This window comes from uncultured Collinsella sp., assembly GCF_959026545.1.
In the GTDB taxonomy this organism is placed as follows: domain Bacteria; phylum Actinomycetota; class Coriobacteriia; order Coriobacteriales; family Coriobacteriaceae; genus Collinsella.
This window is the reverse complement of record NZ_CAUFLV010000004.1, coordinates 150,416-170,498: the sequence shown is the minus strand read 5'-3', so window position 1 is coordinate 170,498 and position 20,083 is coordinate 150,416. Positions and strand designations below refer to the sequence as shown.

General features: G+C 59.4%; 16 protein-coding genes and 2 pseudogenes. 11 read left to right on the top strand and 7 right to left on the bottom strand.

Features of this window, described 5'->3' with window-relative positions; all coding sequences use genetic code 11:
* Positions 1 to 326 precede the first annotated feature (326 nt).
* Both Q5Q88_RS03655 and Q5Q88_RS03650 read right to left on the bottom strand, forming a co-directional pair.
* On the bottom strand, positions 327 to 983 hold the full coding sequence (locus tag Q5Q88_RS03655) for a transposase (RefSeq protein WP_302741836.1): 657 nt from the start codon (positions 981 to 983) through the stop codon (positions 327 to 329).
* Positions 969 to 1,255, bottom strand: a pseudogene (locus Q5Q88_RS03650) (transposase); the annotation flags it as partial. The pseudogene Q5Q88_RS03650 and the gene Q5Q88_RS03655, both read right to left, overlap by 15 nt.
* Positions 1,256 to 1,907: 652 nt before the next feature.
* Between Q5Q88_RS03650 and Q5Q88_RS03645 the strand changes: the two are divergent.
* Entirely contained in the window at positions 1,908 to 2,450 is a 543-nt protein-coding gene (locus tag Q5Q88_RS03645; RefSeq protein ID WP_302741823.1) for a hypothetical protein, read from the top strand.
* Between the two features lie 114 nt (positions 2,451 to 2,564).
* Here Q5Q88_RS03645 and Q5Q88_RS03640 read toward each other — a convergent pair whose 3' ends face one another.
* Positions 2,565 to 2,747 (bottom strand): hypothetical protein, encoded by a 183-nt coding sequence (locus tag Q5Q88_RS03640; RefSeq protein WP_302741821.1) that lies wholly within the window; start codon positions 2,745 to 2,747, stop codon positions 2,565 to 2,567.
* 572 nt (positions 2,748 to 3,319) lie between these two features.
* On the opposite strand from Q5Q88_RS03640, the gene Q5Q88_RS03635 reads away from it, so the two are divergent.
* The 10 genes and pseudogenes from Q5Q88_RS03635 (at position 3,320) to Q5Q88_RS03590 (ending at position 15,294) form a co-directional block, all read left to right on the top strand.
* On the top strand, positions 3,320 to 4,153 hold the full coding sequence (locus Q5Q88_RS03635; protein ID WP_302741819.1) for a serine protease: 834 nt from the start codon (positions 3,320 to 3,322) through the stop codon (positions 4,151 to 4,153).
* 362 nt (positions 4,154 to 4,515) lie between these two features.
* Positions 4,516 to 4,989, top strand: a complete 474-nt coding sequence (locus Q5Q88_RS03630) for a hypothetical protein (protein ID WP_281656836.1) — start codon at positions 4,516 to 4,518, stop codon at positions 4,987 to 4,989.
* 192 nt (positions 4,990 to 5,181) lie between these two features.
* Positions 5,182 to 6,123 (top strand): Abi family protein, encoded by a 942-nt coding sequence (locus tag Q5Q88_RS03625; protein WP_281656835.1) that lies wholly within the window; start codon positions 5,182 to 5,184, stop codon positions 6,121 to 6,123.
* A gap of 188 nt (positions 6,124 to 6,311) precedes the next feature.
* Entirely contained in the window at positions 6,312 to 7,334 is a 1,023-nt protein-coding gene (gene rfbB, locus Q5Q88_RS03620) for a dTDP-glucose 4,6-dehydratase (protein WP_302741815.1), read from the top strand.
* 16 nt (positions 7,335 to 7,350) lie between these two features.
* A pseudogene (locus tag Q5Q88_RS03615) lies at positions 7,351 to 7,785 on the top strand (sugar phosphate nucleotidyltransferase); the annotation flags it as partial.
* Positions 7,786 to 9,471: 1,686 nt separating this feature from the next.
* Entirely contained in the window at positions 9,472 to 10,155 is a 684-nt protein-coding gene (locus Q5Q88_RS03610; RefSeq protein ID WP_302741813.1) for a hypothetical protein, read from the top strand.
* Positions 10,156 to 10,491: 336 nt separating this feature from the next.
* Positions 10,492 to 11,169, top strand: coding sequence for a DUF3800 domain-containing protein (locus Q5Q88_RS03605; RefSeq protein ID WP_278540774.1), 678 nt, complete (start codon positions 10,492 to 10,494; stop codon positions 11,167 to 11,169).
* A 274-nt stretch (positions 11,170 to 11,443) separates the two neighbouring features.
* Complete coding sequence (locus Q5Q88_RS03600) at positions 11,444 to 12,349, top strand: HD domain-containing protein (protein ID WP_118653916.1); 906 nt, start codon at positions 11,444 to 11,446, stop codon at positions 12,347 to 12,349.
* A 177-nt stretch (positions 12,350 to 12,526) separates the two neighbouring features.
* Positions 12,527 to 12,805: a 30S ribosomal protein S15 gene (gene rpsO / locus Q5Q88_RS03595; protein ID WP_118653915.1), complete on the top strand. Its 279-nt coding sequence runs from the start codon at positions 12,527 to 12,529 to the stop codon at positions 12,803 to 12,805.
* 200 nt (positions 12,806 to 13,005) lie between these two features.
* Complete coding sequence (locus Q5Q88_RS03590) at positions 13,006 to 15,294, top strand: polyribonucleotide nucleotidyltransferase (protein ID WP_294122050.1); 2,289 nt, start codon at positions 13,006 to 13,008, stop codon at positions 15,292 to 15,294.
* A gap of 462 nt (positions 15,295 to 15,756) precedes the next feature.
* Here the strand turns inward: Q5Q88_RS03590 and aroQ are convergent, their stop codons facing one another.
* The 4 genes from aroQ to aroC all read right to left on the bottom strand — a co-directional run bounded on the left by aroQ (position 15,757) and on the right by aroC (position 20,036).
* The gene (gene aroQ / locus Q5Q88_RS03585) at positions 15,757 to 16,209 is read right to left on the bottom strand and encodes a type II 3-dehydroquinate dehydratase (RefSeq protein ID WP_294158655.1); all 453 of its coding nucleotides are present in this window, start codon (positions 16,207 to 16,209) and stop codon (positions 15,757 to 15,759) included.
* Between the two features lie 133 nt (positions 16,210 to 16,342).
* On the bottom strand, positions 16,343 to 17,587 hold the full coding sequence (locus Q5Q88_RS03580; RefSeq protein WP_294158653.1) for a shikimate kinase: 1,245 nt from the start codon (positions 17,585 to 17,587) through the stop codon (positions 16,343 to 16,345).
* An 81-nt stretch (positions 17,588 to 17,668) separates the two neighbouring features.
* Entirely contained in the window at positions 17,669 to 18,814 is a 1,146-nt protein-coding gene (locus Q5Q88_RS03575; protein WP_118653911.1) for a bifunctional chorismate mutase/prephenate dehydratase, read from the bottom strand.
* Between the two features lie 94 nt (positions 18,815 to 18,908).
* On the bottom strand, positions 18,909 to 20,036 hold the full coding sequence (aroC, locus tag Q5Q88_RS03570) for a chorismate synthase (protein ID WP_302741809.1): 1,128 nt from the start codon (positions 20,034 to 20,036) through the stop codon (positions 18,909 to 18,911).
* Positions 20,037 to 20,083: the final 47 nt, after the last annotated feature.

Here is a 20,083-nt window from a genome sequence, read left to right as displayed (position 1 = left end):
CTTTTGCCTACCAAAATTGAAATGATGGAGAATACCCCACTAATTAGAACTGGGATAATGTTTTCGAGCATTGCGTTTCCTTTCTTCGTCGGCTCTGTAGGGGTGCATCGCGATCGTTGCAGGCTGAGGTGCTGCTGTTTTATCGTGCCTGTGGTTTTACTCGATGCACCGCGGATTTATCCTGCCATAAGGGTAGTGCCGTGTGCGGACAGAATAGAACGAGCGGATTGGTGCGATGCGGATAGCGCCCCGAAAGTTGGTTTAGGGCTCGGTTCTCGAGGGTGGCCGCAGGCTGTACGAGTAGCCGAGAATCACCTTGGACGCCGTCATTCTGGCGCGTGCTGCGCCGCCTTCCTGCCGGGGATCGGGTCGTCGGCCACCATGGGCGCAATGATCCTGGCCGCGTACTCGGCCGCAGCGCCCTCGTAGGCGTGCGCGGGCTCGTTGACCTTGGCGCCCTCGACGGCCCTGCCGATCGAGTCGTCGCCGAACCAGCGGGGGCCCGCCCAGTCTTCGTCCATCTCCGAGAACACGGCGCCCATCATCCTGATGAGCGCCTTTCTGCTTGGGAAGACCTGCACGACGCGGCTGCGGCGCTTGAGCTCGCGGTTGGCGCGCTCCTGCACGTCGTCGGTGCGCAGCCTGACGTGGTGCTCGTGGGGGAAATCCAGATGGGCCGGGGCGTCGGCCTCGGCCTCTTCCAGCACCTCGGTCGCCTTGGGGCAGAAGCCCTCAATCCGGGCGGTGGCGAGTCGGTGGAGCTTCCTCACGAGATCGGGGTCGCGCTCGGCGAACACGGCCTTCAGGATGCCCAGCACGGCGCCCTTTTTCTGCCTGGTCGGCGCGTTGCCGGCGGCACTGCGCATCGGGTGCGCGACGCGGCGCTGCCACGCGGCGCCCGGGTAGGGGTGGATGACGTCTGACAGGTCGCGCTCCTGCAGGTCGGCGACCGATTCGTCCAGCGACGAGCGTATCCTCGACACCTGGCTGGCGCTCATGCGGTCTATGTTCACGCCCTGCGCCATGCGCTTCACCTTCCTGGTGGACACGCCGCCGGCCGCCATCTCGGACACAGCGGCGATGACCGCGCGGTCCACACGCGAGAACCGCTCGACGAGGTCCTCGGGGAAGTGGCTGCCGCGCGCAGCTTCGGGACCCTGAGGTCGATGGTGCCGATGCTGGTGACGAGCTTGCGCTCGCGGTAGCCGTTGCGCCGGTTGCAGCTCTCGCGCGCCTCGTCTCCCCGGGTGTCCATGATCTCGTTGACGAGCGACTCGGTCATCACCCTTATGAGCTAGGCCATGTTCGCCATACCGTCGTTGAATCTCGGCATCAGGGCGCCATTGCCAGCGATCTCGCGCATCTTGTCCATATGCGGCACCGCATTTCCGCGAATCCTGACTTCAGCAATTAAGATTCCAGGCGTTGACCACTTTCTGCTTTCTACAGTCAGGGAAGCGTCCCCTTCCGCCAGAATTCGGCACGCGATCCGTCCATCTGCCGGGCCGACTCGGCGACCGGGACGCCTGCCTCCATGCGGGAGACCTGGGTCTCGCGCCCCCTCGGGGTGAGTCTTGCGTTAGGATGCTATTCCATGGGAGGTCTCCTTTGCTGTTTTCTTGACCATCAATAGTACGCGGGGGTCTCCCTATTTATCACCATCCAGATGCAAACAACGCCTTGGCGCTTAACAGCTGGCGGCGAATTTGGGCTCCGGTGCTCACTCGATCGCCGCCGAGGGACGCTGGGGCTCGTCGTGCATTGCAGGGGGCGATTCCGTGTCATCTGTGTTGAAAACGGATATAAAGCGGATATACTAAAGATATCCAACTTACGTTTGGGAGGTTTAGCTGTTGAGATCGACAGATGCGTGTAAGGGCGAGACCCAGGACAAGCCAAAGGAACCCTTGCGCAAGAAGGTCCTTTTTACCATGAGCGCTGCGGAGGACACTGAGCTCACGAATTGGGCGAATCGTGATGGAATTACCAAGTCAACGCTGCTTCATGACATGATCGGTCGCGAGCGCAAAAGGCGAATGCTGGAAGGACGATACGGAACGGAGATTGATATGGTCGCAGGTTATACGGAGACGACGCTCATGGGCGGCAAGATTTGGCGCGGCGACGACCTTGCGGGGTCGGATGCCGGGTTCGCGCGCGTCAAGGAGTTCATCGAGCGCTACCCCCATGAGGGGTGGACGCTCTCCATCTACAACGCGCTCGACGAGTCGACTGCGGAGATCGACTGCCCCGCCGAGGAGATGCCGAAGATAGCGTCGTTCGTTTACAACCTCGAGCGCGCCTATCCGATGACGTTCATCGGCGAGAACCCGTTGACCGAGTCCTACGTGGTTGGCATGGCCCTCACGCGCGGCAGAATCCAGACGCCTGGCGTTTATCGTGCCGAGAATGGCAAGCTCCGCTCTGTGCTTCCGTCAGACCTGATGTAAGGAGGACGATATGGGGCTGCTGGCCATCGACACGCCGCCTGGGATCTAAGTTGTGCTCGATGTCGAGACGAACGCCCTCAAGAGCAAGGAGGACGACCTTCTCTCGGCCTCGATTTACAAGTCGGACGACGGCGGGGAGTACGATTGTTCCTGCCGCTCGACCTCAACTGGGGCGTCTATACGACCGAGATCAATGGAATCATCAAGGCTTACCTCGAAGGCGAGCAACACCTCACGCAGGACGAAGTCGACCGGATCTTCGACGCGTTTGAGCTCGACCGCAGGACGGTTCTGCACTACGGTTCTTTCGACCCCCGATTCATCGCGGCTACTTTGACCGGCACGGGTCCGAGGGGTTCGAGCGACCGCGGTTCTTCAGGAGGTTGCCCATCGGGATGATGGGCGCCGTGTTCTCGGAGATGGCCGGGGACGGGGCGGGCCGCCGCCGGTTTGCGACGACTCGAACGGCAGGGCCGTCGAGGGCGCCAAGGTCAACGAGCCCGCGCGCCTACGAGGGCACTGCGGCCGAGCACGCGGCCAGGATCATCGCGCTCGTGGTTGCCGACAACCCGATTCCCGGCAGGAAGGCGGTGTAGCATGCGCCGGGCTGACGGCATTCTAAGCGATTCTCGGTTCCTCAGATAGTCTGCGGCCACCCTCGAGGACCGATCCCTACACCAACTTTCGGAACAATACCTCCTCGATGGCTTCAGCCGCCGAGGGTTCGTTCTTTATTGGTTAGATGGATTTGTGCTTAAAGATGCCGGGTATATGGAATACGACGATAGCGGCACGCGTGGGGGGGTGAACGCGCTCAGATATAGAGCGTGGGTTGCTTTAATATGTCGCGAATTGACGGGAAGGTATGCATGGGACTAGCAGAAGGCATTTTACATATGACCGTTCGCATCGAGACGCAACGGTCGGACGGCGCCACATCGACGGGGACCGGTTTCTATTTCAATTTCTGCGTGCAGGGTGACGTGTGCATCCCAGTAATCGTTACGAACAAGCATGTCATCGAGAATGCTAATTCGATGACCATCTTTCTTTCGGTTCTGAATGATGATGGTGCCATTGCGGAAAGGAAGGAACGGCTTGAGGTTAATGGAATGTTGGGGCATTGGGTGATGCATCCCGACCCCGACGTCGACCTTTGCGTGCTGCCGATTGCCCAAATAGTCGATGGTTTTGCGGACGCCGGCAAGCCCCTTGCCATTACGCCCTTGAATGTATCGCTCGTAGCGGATGCAGAGAAGATGAGCACCCTTAGCGCAATTGAAGACATAACCATGGTTGGCTATCCGAATGGCCTTTGGGATGAAGCGAATAACCTTCCAATTGTGCGAAAGGGTATAACTGCCACTCCTGTCGGATCTGATTATTGCGGAAAGAAAGAGTTTCTTATCGATTCTGCTTGTTATCCTGGGTCAAGTGGCTCTCCTGTCCTCCTATTTAACGAGGGGACCTATCGAGCGGGGAATGGAATTGTTCTAGGGGCACGGCTGCTATTGCTGGGCATCTTATATGCTGTTCCGATTAGAAACGTTGAGGGTGTGATTACTGTGACCGATATTCCGCGTGTCTACTCTCACGGCATGCTCAATTTGGGTCTTGTGATTAAAGCTGAGAGATTGCTGGAATTTGAGCCAATTTTGAATAGGGCCCTGTTGGCGAACCAATCGGTGACGATGACGGGGTGATTTCTAAACAGGAGGGCATGTTGGTATAGGGCTCTGCACTATCCGGGTGGCTGCAGGCCCTGAATTACTTCAGGTGAAGGGAGGGGGCAGCTCAGGACTGATGGCCATTGGGTTGTAGCTTCATCTGGTAACGCGGCTCAAGGGGTGCAGCGCTCCACGACCTTTGGATGCAGGGGCTTGCGACCTGAGGAGAATAGACTTACTATCCGCTCCGATAGGCTGAATAATGACGGGAAGCGGCCGCAGCGTGACCAGTGGAAGGCAAGTTACAAATGACCGTGATGCTTGATAATGGCTTTAAGCATCAAGCAAAGTGAGATTTCCGCCTGGCTGTTCGATAACCCTTACAATGAGAGGTAAACATGATTGAGGAGCGTCATCTCTTCTACGATCAAGGAATGGTTGGCCACTACGAAATAGTGCTGAAGAAATCAGGATACAGCTTGAATGCACTGAGGATGTCCATTCAGCAGGACAGCTTTTATGGAAGTGACGCTCGATGCATGGGGCAGGCAGATAGATTAAGCTTTTCGAGCAAAGTGGATATAGTGCTGGCTTCGCTCGGTGAGTGTCGTTCCAACGATGACGCCACAACTCTATTTGGTATCGCTTTGTCATTAGTTACCGGGTATCTCTTTGCAAACTTAGAGGCGAATGGGGCAGGAGCATCCTCGGAAGGGCGGGGGCTCCCTATGGCGATTATGGTATGCGCTGGCTTACTGGCGGTTTTTGTTTGGCGTAGAATCAGTATGAGCCGTATACGTAATCGACTCGCTCAAAGCTTGTACATCTTGAAGCATGAGGCGGAGCGATCGGCCGACAAGCATTCGCAATAATGACCATCGCTTTGGTGTAATAATAGTCATGGTTGGAAATCAAAGTGCTATCGACTGGCAAGCGCTTGACTTTGAGCATGCTGCGGCTATGCTTTAAGCAGCGGTATTGACGTGGTGACCTCACGGGGCCCGCGTCCGCGAAAGACGGCTGTCCTTACGGGGATAGTCGTCTTTCTTTTCTAGGGAGGCTATGTGGGTAAGCCGTTTCTGACCATTGAGGAGCAAATTGAGCTCCTGGAGAGACGCGGTGTTTCTCGTACCGAGGGTGAGCGCTGCGCTTTGATGCGCGAAGGCTACTACTCAATCATCAACGGTTACAAGGAGCCGTTCCTCGAGCCGGTTGTGACCAAGGACGACCTAAGTGACCGCTATAAAGGCAACACTTCATTTGATGATATCTTTGCCCTGTTCACATTTGATCGCTCTCTGCGAGCTTTGACCTTTCGCAATCTGATTAAGGCGGAAGCGACCGCCAGAACCGCTATTGCATATACGTTCGCCTCTGCTCATCGGGGGCAAGATGCGTATTTACTTCAAGAGAGTTATTGCTCGGAGCAGGAATACCTCGAATACAACAGGAGCAATAATTCTTATGCCGACGAATTAAGCGGCCTGACCTCTATACTGAAGAGGACGAGAGACAAGAGCGATTCGGATTTTATCTCGCACTATCGTAACGCCCATGGATCGGTTCCAATATGGGTTCTCTGCAACGCCCTGACATTTGGCAATATTCAGCATTTCTTCAATTTGATGAAACCCAATGAAAAGGTCTCTGTGTGCAAGATGATCGCGGAGAGCACTGGAAGAAAGGGAAGCAAGCTGCTCGGATATTTTGATGTCGATGAAGCTCGAGTCTCTCTGGAGGTCCTTGTTAAGTTCCGCAATCTCTGCGCCCATGATGAGCGCCTATATTGCGCACATGTTGGAGCCCGTAAGAACGTCGGGTATAGCAAGATGATTTGGATGCTCGAACGCTTTCTTACGGAAGAAGAGTTCTATGGCTTCCTGCACGATGTAACGGATCTTGTAAAGAACTATTTAGAGGTGAACGCTGCGGGGGCCCACTTGCTGGATGATCTCGGATTTCCGGAGATGCTTTCCAAAATGCAGCAGAGGATCGATGCGCATTAGGACGTTTGCCTCGGGGTGGGATTGGCTGTCTTATGAGACAGCGCCGAGTCCCTTCATGTCGATATGAGGGATGATTTTGTATGCGCCAGCCTGCCTGCGGGTCACGAAGATACGGGGCGTCCTGTGATTATGCTGCGGGCCGGTGTGATAATCAAATCGGTAGCATGAGCGCGGACCGGGAGGATCTGTTGACCGACACCACCTTCGAGCCGAAGCGCATCGTCGTCACCGGCGGCTGCGGCTTCATCGGCTCCAACTTCGTCCACCACGTCGTGCGCGAGCGCCCCGGCGTCCACGTCACCGTGCTCGACAAGCTGACCTACGCGGGCAACCCCGACAACATCGCGGGCCTGCCCTCGGACCGCGTCGAACTCGTCGTGGGCGACATCTGCGACGCCGCGCTCGTCGACCGCCTCGTGTCCGGGGCCGACGCCGTGGTCCACTACGCCGCCGAGTCCCACAACGACAACTCCATCGCCGACCCGAGCCCGTTCCTCAAGACCAACGTCGAGGGCACCTACACGCTCATCGAGGCCTGCCGCAAACACGGCGTGCGCTACCACCACGTCTCCACCGACGAGGTCTACGGCGACCTGGCGCTGGACGACCCGGCGCGCTTCACCGAGGAGACGCCCTACCGCCCGAGCTCGCCCTACAGCTCCACCAAGGCGTCCTCCGACCTGCTGGTGCGCGCCTGGGCCCGCACCTTCGGCCTTGCGGCCACCATCTCCAACTGCTCCAACAACTACGGCCCCTACCAGCACGTGGAGAAGTTCATCCCGCGCCAGGTCACCAACCTCATCGACGGCGTGCGCCCCAGGCTCTACGGAGACGGGCGCAACGTCCGCGACTGGATCCACACCGAGGACCACAGCTCCGCCGTGTGGCGCATCCTCACCCGTGGCCGCGTCGGCGAGACATACCCGATCGGCGCCGACGGCGAGCTGGACAACATCACGGTGCTCCGAGAGATCCTGAGGGCCTTCGGCCGCCCGGAGGACGACTTCGACTGGGTGCGCGACCGCCCGGGCCACGACCGCCGCTACGCGATCGACGCGACCAGGCTCCGCCGCGAGCTCGGCTGGGAGCCGGCGCGCACCGACTTCGCCGCCGGCCTGGCCGAGACGATTCGCTGGTACCGCGACAACGAGGCCTGGTGGCGCCCGGCCAAGGAGGCCACCGAGGCGAGGTACAAAGCGCAGGGGCAGTAGGGGAGGTGAGTCCGGCTGCGCGCCCGAGCAGGTCGACCGCTGCGGCGTCATCGCCGGCGACTGCGTTGGCACCCTCGAGGGCTGCGAGGGAGCGGGGGAGACCGAGCCCGGCGCCGTGTGGCGCATCGGCGGCCTGGTGGAGAAGCCGAGCCCCGAGGCCGCCCCGTCCAACCTCTACATCGTCGGCCGCTACCTGCTGAGCCCGCTCGTGATGGAGCTCCTCGCCAACCAGCAGCCCGGCAAGGGCGGCGAGATCCAGCTCACCGACGCCATGGCGCGCAGCCTGGACCGCGAGGCCATGTACGCCGTCGTCATCGACCCTCTGTCCGGCTACGACACCGGTACCCCCTCCGGCTGGATCGCCACCAACGCCTTCATGGCCGCGTCCGACCCCCGCTTCGCCGGCGAGTTCTGGGCGGCCGCCGACGAGCGCGGCGGCTTGGAGCGCTAACGTTTATTCTTGCTTTTGGTACCCATCGTCAAGCTTCGCATGGTGGACGGGAGACTCTCCGGTCAATAATATTTCGCATTTGGAGGAGGGGATTGAAGCAAGCTCACGCACAAGACTAAGTTTTGGATCTCGGTTGTCTTGGCGATCGGAGCATTTGCTAGCATATTCGTTCTTGCCTACTGCGCGGCGGTCGCCCCGGTATCGCTTGCCAAGATGACTCTCAAGCACACTCCGTTCATGGGGGGTATGCAGCCTAGCCGGGTGTCTCGCGTCATCGGTGCAGGTCGATTCGCCGGTTTCGTATCGGTGTTGTTGATGTTCACTGAGAACTGGTCCGAATGGTCGCTGCTTTTTGAGCATCGTGGTCACTGAGAATCGAGCAGAAAGAGCACAAGATATCGTATTTTCCGCTTGTGATCTATGGGCTCGAGGCCGGTTCCGCTCTGCGGCTTGCGGAACCGGCCTCAGCGGGATGCGTTGCGCTATTTGAGCGTCTTGCGCACTGGAAGCCTAGCGCGTTTGCCTCTTACTGCTGCGGGGGCGCTTCCTGTTCTTGCGATGAGGGTGGGGTCTTTTCCTCATGCTTCGCACTGACGAAGGCTTGGGCTTGGGCCTCTCGGTAGGGTCGGTCTTGTCATGGCGGGGGCTCATATTGAGGGAGGGGGCCTCATCGGGCTCTGGACACGCAGTATCCATGCGGTGCCTCCAGGTCCTCAGCGTCCTCACTGCAGCGCGGATAAGATCGGTCAGGCCATCGAAAATGTCGACGAAATGTCTGACAATCTTAGCCCCGCATTTTGCAAGCAGCAGGGCTGCTGCGGTGTAAGCAATGACGGGAACGAGCACGTCGTTGATGACGGTGTTGGCATCTCCTGATGCAAAGGTTACGATAGAAACAGCAATGATTGCCTCCGAGCTTACGGCACGGAGGCAAGTTCGTTTCCACAGCATGGCATGTCCTTTCGAGGGAGAGGAGGGGTGTTGCACAATGCAAGTCGTACGCTAAAAACAACGGGCCTCCTTCCAGTCGACGACATGTTCGGCGATGATCGGCGGGGCTCGTTGGGCCCATCCGAATAACAGGAAGCGTTGCGACCGCCCGCGTCCATCGAGTTGACCGCCCGTACTTCCTGTGCCGCTCAATAACGTTTATAGCCCCATTGCTTACATCGCGTACCGGTCAGTCTTAACGAGTCGATAAGTGGCGTTCCTGCCGCTCAGACGGTGGAGGTGCCATTTGCGGGTTATGTGGCATTGGGTTGTTAAAGGGGTGTTAAAAAGGTAACTCAGCGGTATATTTCGCATTTGGAATTGTTGCCGTTGGTGTGCTTCATTATGGGTCGTTTTGGGAAAGTAATGCAACGTTGTCGCAGGCGGTATCGTTTTACTCGATCCAAGCAGAGCGAGGGTGACTTTTCCGTAGCGGGGTCGCTCCCTCGCTGGCGTGGCGTTGTTGTAAGGTGCCCACTGCTATTGTTGCCCTTCAAACAGCTCTCTCATGGTTGATATTAATTCTGGGATGTTGCCGAATCTTCATCGTTTTTACTTGTGCCATCATTCTGAAACAGTCGGATTGGTTTCGAGCGCGGACACATCGACTGGATGCGCATATTTGTTGGACGAGATCTCGGCTTTCGAATCCTCGCCTATACCGGATTTGAGGGAATTCGTATTTGGAGGAATGTCTTGAACAGTGAACAGTTCAAACAGGAAGCTGAGAATATAGAAATAGCTCTGAGGAGTTTGAGAGTCGAAGAGAGAGATGCGGTGATCCCATTCATGGGCTGCGTTTTTACCCAATGGGATCTATACCTTGCTTCCAGTTCTGAGTATGTGATGAGACTGATAGACGGGTTCATCCCAATGCTTAAGACGAGGAATTTCGTTTGCGTCGCACAACTCCTCAGGGCACAGGTTGGCGTTTGCCTTCGGACGCTAGCGCTATTCGTCGCGAAAGACCAAGTGGATTTTCTCAAGCAGGTGTTTCGTGGAGTGCCCGTGAACAGACTTAAAGATCGCTCTGGTAAAAATATGACCGACGGAAGACTTCAATACTTGCTAAGTGAGTTCGATCCAGAGGTGGAAGACGTGTACAAGGCAACATCTGGATTCGTCCACTTCTCAACTGATATCCTGCCGGGTATGGGTGTGCCTGGGGAGGGATGTGAAGTCGAGTTTAATTTTGGAGCGGTTCCCATCGAGAGGAACAATGCGTCTCTTGTGGGGTGCGGCAAAGCATTCTGCCACTATGCCGAACTTCACCTTCAAATGCTCCATAAGGTAATTGTCTCAGACGAATGGTACGTTGATCGTTGCCATATTGATTGCGACAGCCCTGCGGATAAAGGCACGGCAAGTGGAGATGCGTAGGATCGGGCTTCCTCGCCGAGGCGCAGTTAGCCCGCGACTCCACGGCGGCCGTCCCTTTATCGACCTCGCTTACACCAACTTTTCCGACGTGATCCGACGGCTCCATGGAGATGCGGATAATTAGGCCAATAAAGTCGGTCAGTTTTAAGATTCGAAAGATGCCGGGTTGCAGTGCAGAGTGGGAGAACAGACAACGTCTTTATGCCGATTCGTATCTTAGGCGGTCTTGCTATACGACTTTGGATGTGAGACCATAAAGCCACCGAAGGAGCGTTAGTTCCGTAGGTGTCAGATTGGCGAGGTCCGTACCTCGCCATTTTCTTACATAGGGGGTCCATGGCCGAGCGTTTAAATCTGCACATCGACGAGACCGGCAACCAGGACCTATCTGAGGGGCGCTATCTCGTCGCCGTCGTCCTTCACGACCATAGCGCCGACATCGAGGACGCCATTGCTCGATACAGGTCTCGCTTGTCGGGGGCAGGCCTGCCCGACGTGCCTTTTCACGGCAAAGACCTCCTTCACGGCAACGAGGGGTATGCCAATGTCTCCCCTGGTGATAGGAAGCGCCTGCTGACCCAATTTTCCCGCTTTGTTCGAGAGCTCCCGATCTCGTTTTTCGCACTGCGGTACGACGGCGCGACCGTCCATAACAGGAGCGAGCTCGAAGCGAGGTTGAGGCGGGACCTCGCTCTGCTCATCTTCGATAGCCTGTCGTATTTCCAGGCCTTCGATGCCATCGCCGTGTATTACGACAATGGGCAGGGCGCTGTCAGCGCGGCGCTGCATGATGCGTTGGATTTTGTGCTCGCGAAGAACGTTGCGGACTATCGGCACGCCGATCCTAATGCCCGCAGGCTTCTCCAAGTGGCGGACTACGTATGCACGGTTTTGCGCGTTTCCGAGGACTATGATGCTGGTAGGCAATCGAAGACCCATGAGCGGTTTTTCGGCAATCGCCGGAATTTCACTCAGTCGTTTAAAAAGCAGCTCGATCGAAAGGCGTTTGCGTAGGTCTCCTGTCGATACTGTGGCTGCAGACCGCTTGGAGATACCTAGAAGATGCTGGCGAGCTAACGAAACGGATCGCGTAGCGAATAGTGGTGCAAGAGCGCTTTGAAAAAGCGCGGCCTCCGTCCTGGAATCTGATTCGACCAAGAAAAGGATTCGGCGGAAACGGAGACCTCAATGGACGCTATGCGGCAATTCGAGGGAGCGCTGGCCGACGGCGGCTTGGGCGCGCTCGACCACATCGTCGTTACCGGCGGCTATTTGTTTTGGGGATGTTATGCGTGAATCGTGCTTAGATGCATTCAATACTTATGTCGCTCGTTACGACGTTTCGGATGAACGTATCGCGCTCAAGGTCGAGCACACCTATGAGGTTGCCAAGCTGTGCGCCGAGATCGCGCGAGGGGAGGGCCTGCCCCCGGCCGACGTCGACCTCGCATGGTTGTGCGGCCTGCTGCACGACATCGGTCGGTTCGAGCAGCTGTGCCAATGGGGGACGTTCAGCGACGCGGACTCATGCAGCCATGCGGCGCTTGGGATCCAGGTGCTCAAGGACGAGATGGGAAGCTTCACTCGCGATCCGGAATGGGCGCACATCATCGAGCGCGCCGTCGCCCTGCACAGCGACTTTAGGCTCCCATCGGACCTGGGCGCTCGCGAGCGCCTCTTTTGCACCATCACGCGGGACGCCGACAAGGTGGATATCCTGCGTGTGTTCAACCAATCGAGCTGCGGGGCGGTGTTGGGTATCGATCCCGCCGAGTTCTCGCGCGGGGAGATCTCCGACACGGCGTTCGGAGCGTTCGGCGAGCGCCGGTGCCTTGCGCGCGATGAGCGCCCCGGGTCGCTCGACGGCCTCGTGGGCGCCGTCTGCCTGGCCTTCGAGCTCGAGTTGCCCGCGTCCCGCACGGCCCTGGGGGATAGGGGATACCTGGAGGCACTCCTGCGCGAGCCCTTCGGCCTGAGCCCGCATTTCGACTCCGAGCTTACCCAGCGCCGCTGGGACGCCATCTGCGATGTGATGCAGTGCCTTCCGTCTAATTCCCGCTCTGATGTCGAACGTGAGGCTCCCCATGAGCGCCTCATGAACCGCCTGGGTCGTTCGGAGGCCGAGTTCGATTCCGGAGGATATGTCGACGGCAATGCCTTCTTGGACGCATTGTTGGAGCGGTTTGACGCTTAACCCGTCCATAACATGGGCAAGTTGTGCGATTGCGGCGTTGTGCTGCTGGTCTGTGGTAACATACCGACCTGTTGGTACCCTCCACTTGGATATCCGCTCCACCGGCGGCTTCCCAGTTGAGGGCGAATCGAGGCCATGGGGAGCGCATCCCGCGGCCGTTACAAGAAAGGTGAAATCATGACGATTTCCAAGGAGCGCAAGGCGGAGCTCACCGCCAAGTTCGGCAAGAACGCCCAGGACACCGGCAACTCCAAGGTTCAGGTCGCCATCCTGTCCGAGCGCATCAAGGAGCTGACCGAGCACATGAAGTCCCACCAGAAGGACTTCCACACCCGCCGCGGCCTGCTCATGCTCGTCGGTAAGCGTCGTCGTCTTCTCTCCTACATCAAGAAGAACGACATCAACGAGTACCGTGAGCTCATCGCCGAGCTTGGTATCCGCGACAACATCCAGTAAGTCGTGCATGCAGGGGCGTCCGCTGGGCGCCCTTTTTCATGTTGGGGTGCAGGTTTCCACAATCTGGCTCCGGGGCATCGCCGATGCGGCGCCCGAATGAGGCGAACGGGCTGTCCGGTCGCCCCGCAACCGATCGGCGGGAGGGTCCCGCCGACCCTGAGAAGCCCGCGCGCAAGGGGCGCGTGGGGATAGGAGCAAGAATGACACTCGTAAGCAAGACCTTCGACCTGTTCGGCAAGACGTACGTGCTTGAGGCCGGCGAGCTCGCCAAGCAGGCCACCGGCGCCGCGCTGGTCAAGCAGGGCGACTCCACCGTGCTCACCACGGTCGTCGTCTCCAAGGAGCGCAAGAACTACGACTTCTTCCCGTTGACCGTCGACTTCAACGAGAAGATGTACGCAGCCGGTCGCATCCCGGGCGGCTACCTCAAGCGCGAGGGACGTCCCTCCGAGAAGGCCACCCTCACCGCCCGCATGATCGACCGCCCGATCCGCCCGTCCTTCCCGGACGGCTTCCGCAACGAGGTCCAGGTCGTCGCCACCTCCCTCGTGGCCGACCAGAAGAACCCCGTCGACGTGATCTGCGTCATGGGCGCCTCGCTTGCCATGACGCTCGGCGGTGTGCCGTTCGAGGGCCCGCTGGCTTGCGTTCGCATCGGCCGCGACAAGGAGACCGGCGAGTTCATCGTCAACCCCACTTATGAGGAGCGCGAGAACTCCGACCTCGACCTCGAGCTCGCGGGCACCCGCGACTTCATCTCCATGGTCGAGGCCGGGGCCGAGGAGGTCTCCGAGGAGGACATGCTCGCCGCCATGCAGTTTGGCCAGGAGGCCATCGGCGCCTTCTGCGACGCCCAGCTCGAGTTCGTGGCCGAGTGGGAGCAGGTTAACGGGGCGATTGTGAAGCGCGAGTACCCGCTGGACCAGCCGGTCGAGGAGGTCCACGACCGCATCTTCGCCCACTACGACGAGATGGCCGCGGCTCTCCGCGACGCCGACAAGCTCGCTCGCCAGGATAAGGTCGCCGAGCTTAAGGAGGCCATCAAGGCCGAGTTCACCGAGGAGGAGCAGGTCGCTTGGGAGCGCGAGATCCCGGTGAACCTCAAGAAACTCGAGAAGACCGCCATGCGCCGCATGGTCGTCGAGACCGGTGAGCGCGTCGACGGCCGCACCGCCGCCGAGATCCGCCCCATCATGGTCAAGGGCGACTATCTGCCCCTGGTTCACGGTTCCGGCCTGTTCCAGCGCGGCCAGACCCAGGTGCTCTCCGTACTCTCGCTCGGCATGCTCAACGAGGGTCAGCGCCTCGACACCATCGAGCCCGTCGATGGCAAGCGCTACATGCACCACTACAACTTCCCGCCCTACTGCACCGGCGAGACCGGCCGCATGGGCACGCCCAAGCGCCGCGAGATCGGCCACGGCAACCTGGCCGAGCGAGCCCTGATCCCGGTCCTGCCCGATGAGAACGAGTTCCCCTACGCCATCCGCGTGGTGTCCGAGGTCATGGAGTCTAACGGCTCCTCTTCGATGGCTTCCACCTGCGGCAGCTGCCTGGCTCTCATGGACGGCGGCGTGCCGATCAAGCGCCCCGTCTCCGGTATTGCCATGGGCCTCATCCAGGAGGAGGGCAAGACCGTCGTCCTGTCCGATATCCAGGGCCTCGAGGACTTCCTGGGCGACATGGACTTCAAGGTCACCGGCACTGAGAAGGGCATCACCGCGCTGCAGATGGACAATAAGGCCACCGGCCTGACGTTCGATATCCTGCGTACCGCCCTCGAGCAGGCCAAAGAGGGCCGCGCCTACATCCTCGACAAGATGCTCGAGGTTGTGCCCTGCCCGCGCGAGGATACCCGTTCTTCTGCGCCTAAGATCCAGACCATCACGATCCCCACCGACAACATCCGCGACGTCATCGGCAAGGGTGGCGAGACCATCCGCGGCATTCAGGATGAGACCGGCGCTTCTATCGACATCCACGAGGATGGTACCGTGTACGTCGGTGGCGTTGGCGAGTCTGTGGCCGCTGCCATCGAGCGCATCGAGCTCATCGTCAAGGTTCCCGAGGTGGGCGAGGAGTACACGGGTCGCGTTGTCTCCATCCAGCCTTTCGGCGCCTTCGTGAACCTGCTGCCCGGTAAGGATGGCCTGCTGCACATCTCCCGGGTTGCCCAGGGCCGTGTTGAGAAGGTCGAGGACGTCCTGAACGTCGGAGACGAGGTCAAGGTCAAGGTTATCGAGATCGACGACCGCGGCAAGATCTCCCTGGATCGCCTTGAGAAGCCCGAGGCCCCGGCTGGATCCGGCCGCGGTGAGGGCGAAGGCCGCGCCGAGCGCCGCGAGCGCGGTGACCGTCCGGGCCGTGGTGCCCGCGACACCGGTGCTCGTGGATTTGACCGTCCCGCCCGTCGCGAGCGTGGCGACCGTCCGCGTCGTCCCGGTGACAACGGTGGCCGTGCCCCGCGTCGTCACCACGAGGCTGAGTAGCGACTCGTTCGATTTCGTCGAATTTGCATAGTGCGACTATGGGCCCGGGGATAAACCCCCGGGCCCATATTGTGTGTGGTGTGGTTCAGTATGTAGACGGCCGTAACTGAATAAGCAGGGGCTCTCTTCAGGTTTCGCGCAATGCCTCAACAAGAACGGATCAAAATTTGCGATTCGTCACGCCTGTGCTTACAATAATCGACTATGTGTACCTTGCGGGGTTCCATGGTTCGCTTTTTGTTCTTGATTGCTCCAAAGTTGGAAGAAAATAATGAACATCTGTTAGAGAAAACCGCAAATTGAAGGGTCGTTTTGACTCCGTCGATGGGAAAGTCGTACGACTTGAATGGATCTATCCGGCCTTCTCTCTCTGAACCGTGTCGAAATGGTACACATTGTCGATTTTTGTAAGTGAAACAATCGAAGCAACATCTCTCTTTGGTCCCAAAGTGAATTCGAGGCTTAGATACTGGCCTGTTTTTCCTTCAGATGACTGGCCAGGATCTCAAGTGCGTGCGCATAGCCGGAAAGGCCTTCACCTGTGACGCGCGCGAAGCACGCCATTCCGGCATAGGATACTTGCCGAAAGTCCTCACGCTCCTCAACGGCGGAGATGTGAACCTCAACCGAGGGGATGGCGACTGCTTTGAGGGCGTCGAGGATCGCTACGCTCGTGTGCGTGTATGCAGCAGGGTTGATTACGATGCCGTCGATGCTTCCGTATGCCTCTTGGATACGGTCAACGATTGCCCCCTCATGGTTGGACTGGAATACTTCGATTCCGTCAAAGCCAAGCTCATCGGCCGCGTCCTGGCAAATCTGCACGAGCGTTTCGTAGTTGTCCGACCCATAGATGCCTGGTTCGCGGATGCCGAGCATGTTGAGGTTCGGTCCATTAATCACGAGCGCCTTCATGGGTACATTCCCTTCTTGGACGGATGGCGGAACGTGCCATTGGGGACGTGCCCTTTTGGCACACGCTGCTTGCGGATGCGTGCCAAAGGGGCATGACCCCAATGGCACGGCGATACAGCGTTCATGCCGCATGCTAAAGCATCGGCGGGAGGGCGGACATGAGTGCGGCGGCGGTGTTTGCGGCGCAGTCGGTAGAACTAACGGTGAGATCGGCCCATGCACGGTATATGGGCATGCGCTGCTGGGCGAGCTCCTCGATGCCGTGTTTGGCGGTGAGGGGACGTCCCTTGGTCGCAAGTTCTTCGAGCGGACGGTCAAGCATGACAATAAGGCTGTTCTGATGAAGCAGAGGGTAGTTCTCATCACGCGTGACAATGCCACCGCCACAGGAGATGACGAGTCCGGACTGCCCGGCAATGCGAGCAAGTACCTCGGTCTCACGGATGCGGAAGGCTGTTTCTCCCTTGCGCTCGATAAATTCAGCACAGCTCATGCCGAGCTCATTGGCGAGGGCTTGGTCGATGTCGACGTGCTCGCGCTTGAGCAGCTTCGCGAGATGCTCGCCTACGCGTGTCTTGCCGCATCCCGGCATGCCAATGAGGGAGATGTTCTGCTCGGTAGCGGAGAGTCGGCGCGTCACGTCGACTGTCCTCTCCATGTCGATGACCTCGCCCGTGTAGCGCTCGACTGCCTGCGCTGCCTGGGCAACCAGCATGAGAAGTCCTCCGGCGTACGGGATTCCCCTGCGTTCGGCCTCCATCATGAGGGCCGTGCGTGCGGGGTTGTACACGATGTCGACGAGACCCTCAAGCTTTGGAAACACGTCGAGGGAGCAGGGCGCGGCGGGGCATGTGGGGAACATGCCCACGGGCGTGCAGTTGACGGCGAGGGCGGCATCGGAATGGAGGTCCAGATTCGCATAACTGTTCTCGCCCGTGCGATCGATGGACACGGGGTTCATCTTCAAGTCGGCAAGGACCATCATCGCGGTGGAGCCGGCTCCGCCCGATCCGCCGAACACCACGGCTTTTTTGCCAGCCAGATCGAGGCCGAGGGACTCTACGAGCACCTTGAATCCGTAGTAATCGGTGTTGTCGCCGCGAAGACGCCCGTCCGCGAGGCGCGTTACCGTGTTGATGTTACCCATGCGCCGCGCAATGTCCGAAAGCTCATCCATATAGGAGACGAGCTCTTTCTTGTAGGGAATGGTGACGTTGAAGCCCTCCCACACATCGGAGCGTACGAACACTTCCAGCTGATCGGGCTCGCGCTCGAATTTACGGTAGTCAAGTCCAGCGAGCTCGCGGTATATGACAGGGGTGTAGCTGTGTCCGAGTACGCGGCCCAAAACGCCGTACGGTCGTTTGATGACATTCATGGCTGCTCCTTCGTGGACGCACGTGGTTGATTATGAGTCGAGCGTGTCAAACGGGGACACCCCCCTTGGCACGCGGCGGGATCAGAGTACTTCGAGATAACTGCCGAAATAGTGGAAACTGCTACAGACGTCGTCGAGGCCGTCGAGCAGTGCACTGAATTCAGGGCTCGTAGCGGGGCATGCGAGGTCGAAGTAGAACGTGAACTCGAAGTCACTTCCGGGGACGGGGCGGCTCTCAAGTTTCACGAGGTCGATATTCAGGGCGTAGATGCGTTCCAGCACGCGATACAGGGCGCCAGGTTCGCTTTTGAGCGTGAGCTGGATGGACGTCTTGTTGGCACCTGGGTACACGGCGGGCTCCCGCGCGATGACGACGAACCTGGTGTAGTTGGCATCGGAGTCTTGGACGTTGCGCTCAATGGCGTTCAGGCCGTACAGCTCGGCGCATGGCAACGACGAAAGTGCGGCAAGGTCGCGCCTGCCCGAAGAGGCGACGAACTCGGCAGCGCGGGCGGTGTTCTCGCATACGGTGGTCCGCACACCGAGGTTCTCGAGGTAGCCAGCGCATTGGTTAAGTGCCTGATTGTGGGAGATGACCTCTTTGATCTCATCGCGCTCAACGCCGGGGAGGGCGAGCAGGTTGTGGTCGATTTTCAGCCGCAGCGCCCGCACGATCGAACATCCGTAGGAGCCAAGCAAATCGTACACGGCGTTGACGGAGCCCGCTGTGGAGTTCTCGATGGGCAGCACGCCGAATTCGCATGCACCCGAGACAACGGCGCGAAACACTCCGTCGAAGGTGGGGGAGAAGCTGATGTCGGGAATCGAGAACAGCCTGCTGGCGGCGATTTGGCTGTAGGCCCCTTCGACCCCTTGACAGCACACGGAGACGCGAGAGGGAAATGCGCTCTCGAGCGGCAGGAAGGATGCGCGGACTCGTTTTGAGACCGCGTCTGGTCGCGAGGCATGCATGATGTTCAACTGTGCGGCCTTGTTCATGCTCATGAGCAGGGAGAATAGGGCGACGGCCTGGTTTTCGAGGCCTTCGGGCGCCTGTGCGGCTATATGGGCGAGTTTGGCGCGCTCGCGCGCGGGGTCGAAGACGGCCTTGCCCGTCTGGATCTTGCTTTGCGCGACATCGCGGGCGAGAGCCATGCGCTGGCAGAACAGGTCGAGCATTTGCGCGTCGATGGCGTCTATCTGTGTGCGAACTTCGGCGAGATCCATGTGTTTCCTTTGGCAATCGGGGGTTGCGGGGTGTCATTGGGCGTGCCAAAGGGCGCGTTGCAGGTGGCACGCCCAATGGTATGTAACACCAGCGTTATTCAGCTCGAGGTGCTTGGTGTGTGAATGCAGACGTGCCTTCGGCCTCGAGGAGCGCGTCGAACAGGGCAAGGGCGCAGGCGGCCTCAGCCACCGGGACGGCGCGCGGGACGATGCAAGGATCGTGGCGCCCGCGCACCACAAGGTCGGCATTCTCCATATGGTCGAGGTCGACGCTGGGTTGGTGTCGCCCGATGGACGGCGTGGGCTTGAGGGCCATGCGCCATACCACGGGCAGGCCGGTGGTGATGCCGCCGAGGATGCCCCCCGCGCTATTGGACTGCGGGCAAACGCGCCCGTCCTCCACCCGATACGCATCGTTGTTCTCGCTGCCGCGTAGTTCGGCGGCTCCAAAGCCGACGCCGAACTCGACTCCCTTGACGGCGGGGATGCCAAACGCGATGCGCGCGATTCGGTTCTCAATGCCGTCGAACATGGGGTCGCCGAGCCCCGCGGGAACGCCGTACGCCACACATTCGATCATGCCGCCCACGCTGTCGAGGTCGTTTTTCGCCTCCATGATGCAGGCGCGCATGTTTGTCGCGGCGGCCGCGCTTACGCAGGGCAGGGGGTTGGCGAGGATGGCGGCGAGCTGTACCTCGTTGGGCTTCATGGGATCGAGCGGAGTGTCCTGAATCGCCTCGGGCCCCAGGCTCGCGATGTGCGCGGCTATGCGCACCCCGCGTGCCTCGAGCGCTTGCAGTGCGATCCCGCCAGCGATGCACAGCGGCGCGGTCAGGCGCCCCGAGAAGTGGCCTCCGCCAGCGACGTCCTGGAACCCGCCGTATTTGACCTGGGCGGGCCAATCGGCATGGCCGGGGCGGGGCTTGCGGCGTAGCTCGTCGTAGTCCTGGCTGCGCGTGTTGCCATTGCGGATGATCGCCGCGATGGGTGCCCCGTTGGTGTGCCCATCGGTGACGCCCGCGATGAATTCGGGCGCGTCGGCTTCGTGTCGCGTGGTCGAGGTCTCATCGCGACCAGGGGCGCGCCTGTTCAGGAACTCCTGCAGTCGCTCAAAGTCAACATCGATACCAGCGGGAATGCCGTCCAGCGAACATCCGATGGCGGGGGAGTGGGATTGCCCGAAGATGGACAGCTTCAATATGTTGCCGTAGACGGAAGCCATGGGCACCTCCTAGAAATAGCGCGTTTTGGTGCAATTGGGGTACGTCC

What these genes read in the sequence shown, in the direction of transcription:
- Q5Q88_RS03635 (WP_302741819.1), top strand. Translation starts at nt 3,320, where the DNA reads ATGGGACTAGCAGAAGGCATTTTACATATGACCGTTCGCATCGAGACG.
- Q5Q88_RS03630 (WP_281656836.1), top strand. Translation starts at nt 4,516, where the DNA reads ATGATTGAGGAGCGTCATCTCTTCTACGATCAAGGAATGGTTGGCCAC.
- Q5Q88_RS03605 (WP_278540774.1), top strand. Translation starts at nt 10,492, where the DNA reads ATGGCCGAGCGTTTAAATCTGCACATCGACGAGACCGGCAACCAGGAC.
- Q5Q88_RS03600 (WP_118653916.1), top strand. Translation starts at nt 11,444, where the DNA reads ATGCGTGAATCGTGCTTAGATGCATTCAATACTTATGTCGCTCGTTAC.
- rpsO (WP_118653915.1), top strand. Translation starts at nt 12,527, where the DNA reads ATGACGATTTCCAAGGAGCGCAAGGCGGAGCTCACCGCCAAGTTCGGC.
- Q5Q88_RS03590 (WP_294122050.1), top strand. Translation starts at nt 13,006, where the DNA reads ATGACACTCGTAAGCAAGACCTTCGACCTGTTCGGCAAGACGTACGTG.
- aroQ (WP_294158655.1), bottom strand. Translation starts at nt 16,209, where the DNA reads ATGAAGGCGCTCGTGATTAATGGACCGAACCTCAACATGCTCGGCATC.
- Q5Q88_RS03580 (WP_294158653.1), bottom strand. Translation starts at nt 17,587, where the DNA reads ATGAATGTCATCAAACGACCGTACGGCGTTTTGGGCCGCGTACTCGGA.
- Q5Q88_RS03575 (WP_118653911.1), bottom strand. Translation starts at nt 18,814, where the DNA reads ATGGATCTCGCCGAAGTTCGCACACAGATAGACGCCATCGACGCGCAA.
- aroC (WP_302741809.1), bottom strand. Translation starts at nt 20,036, where the DNA reads ATGGCTTCCGTCTACGGCAACATATTGAAGCTGTCCATCTTCGGGCAA.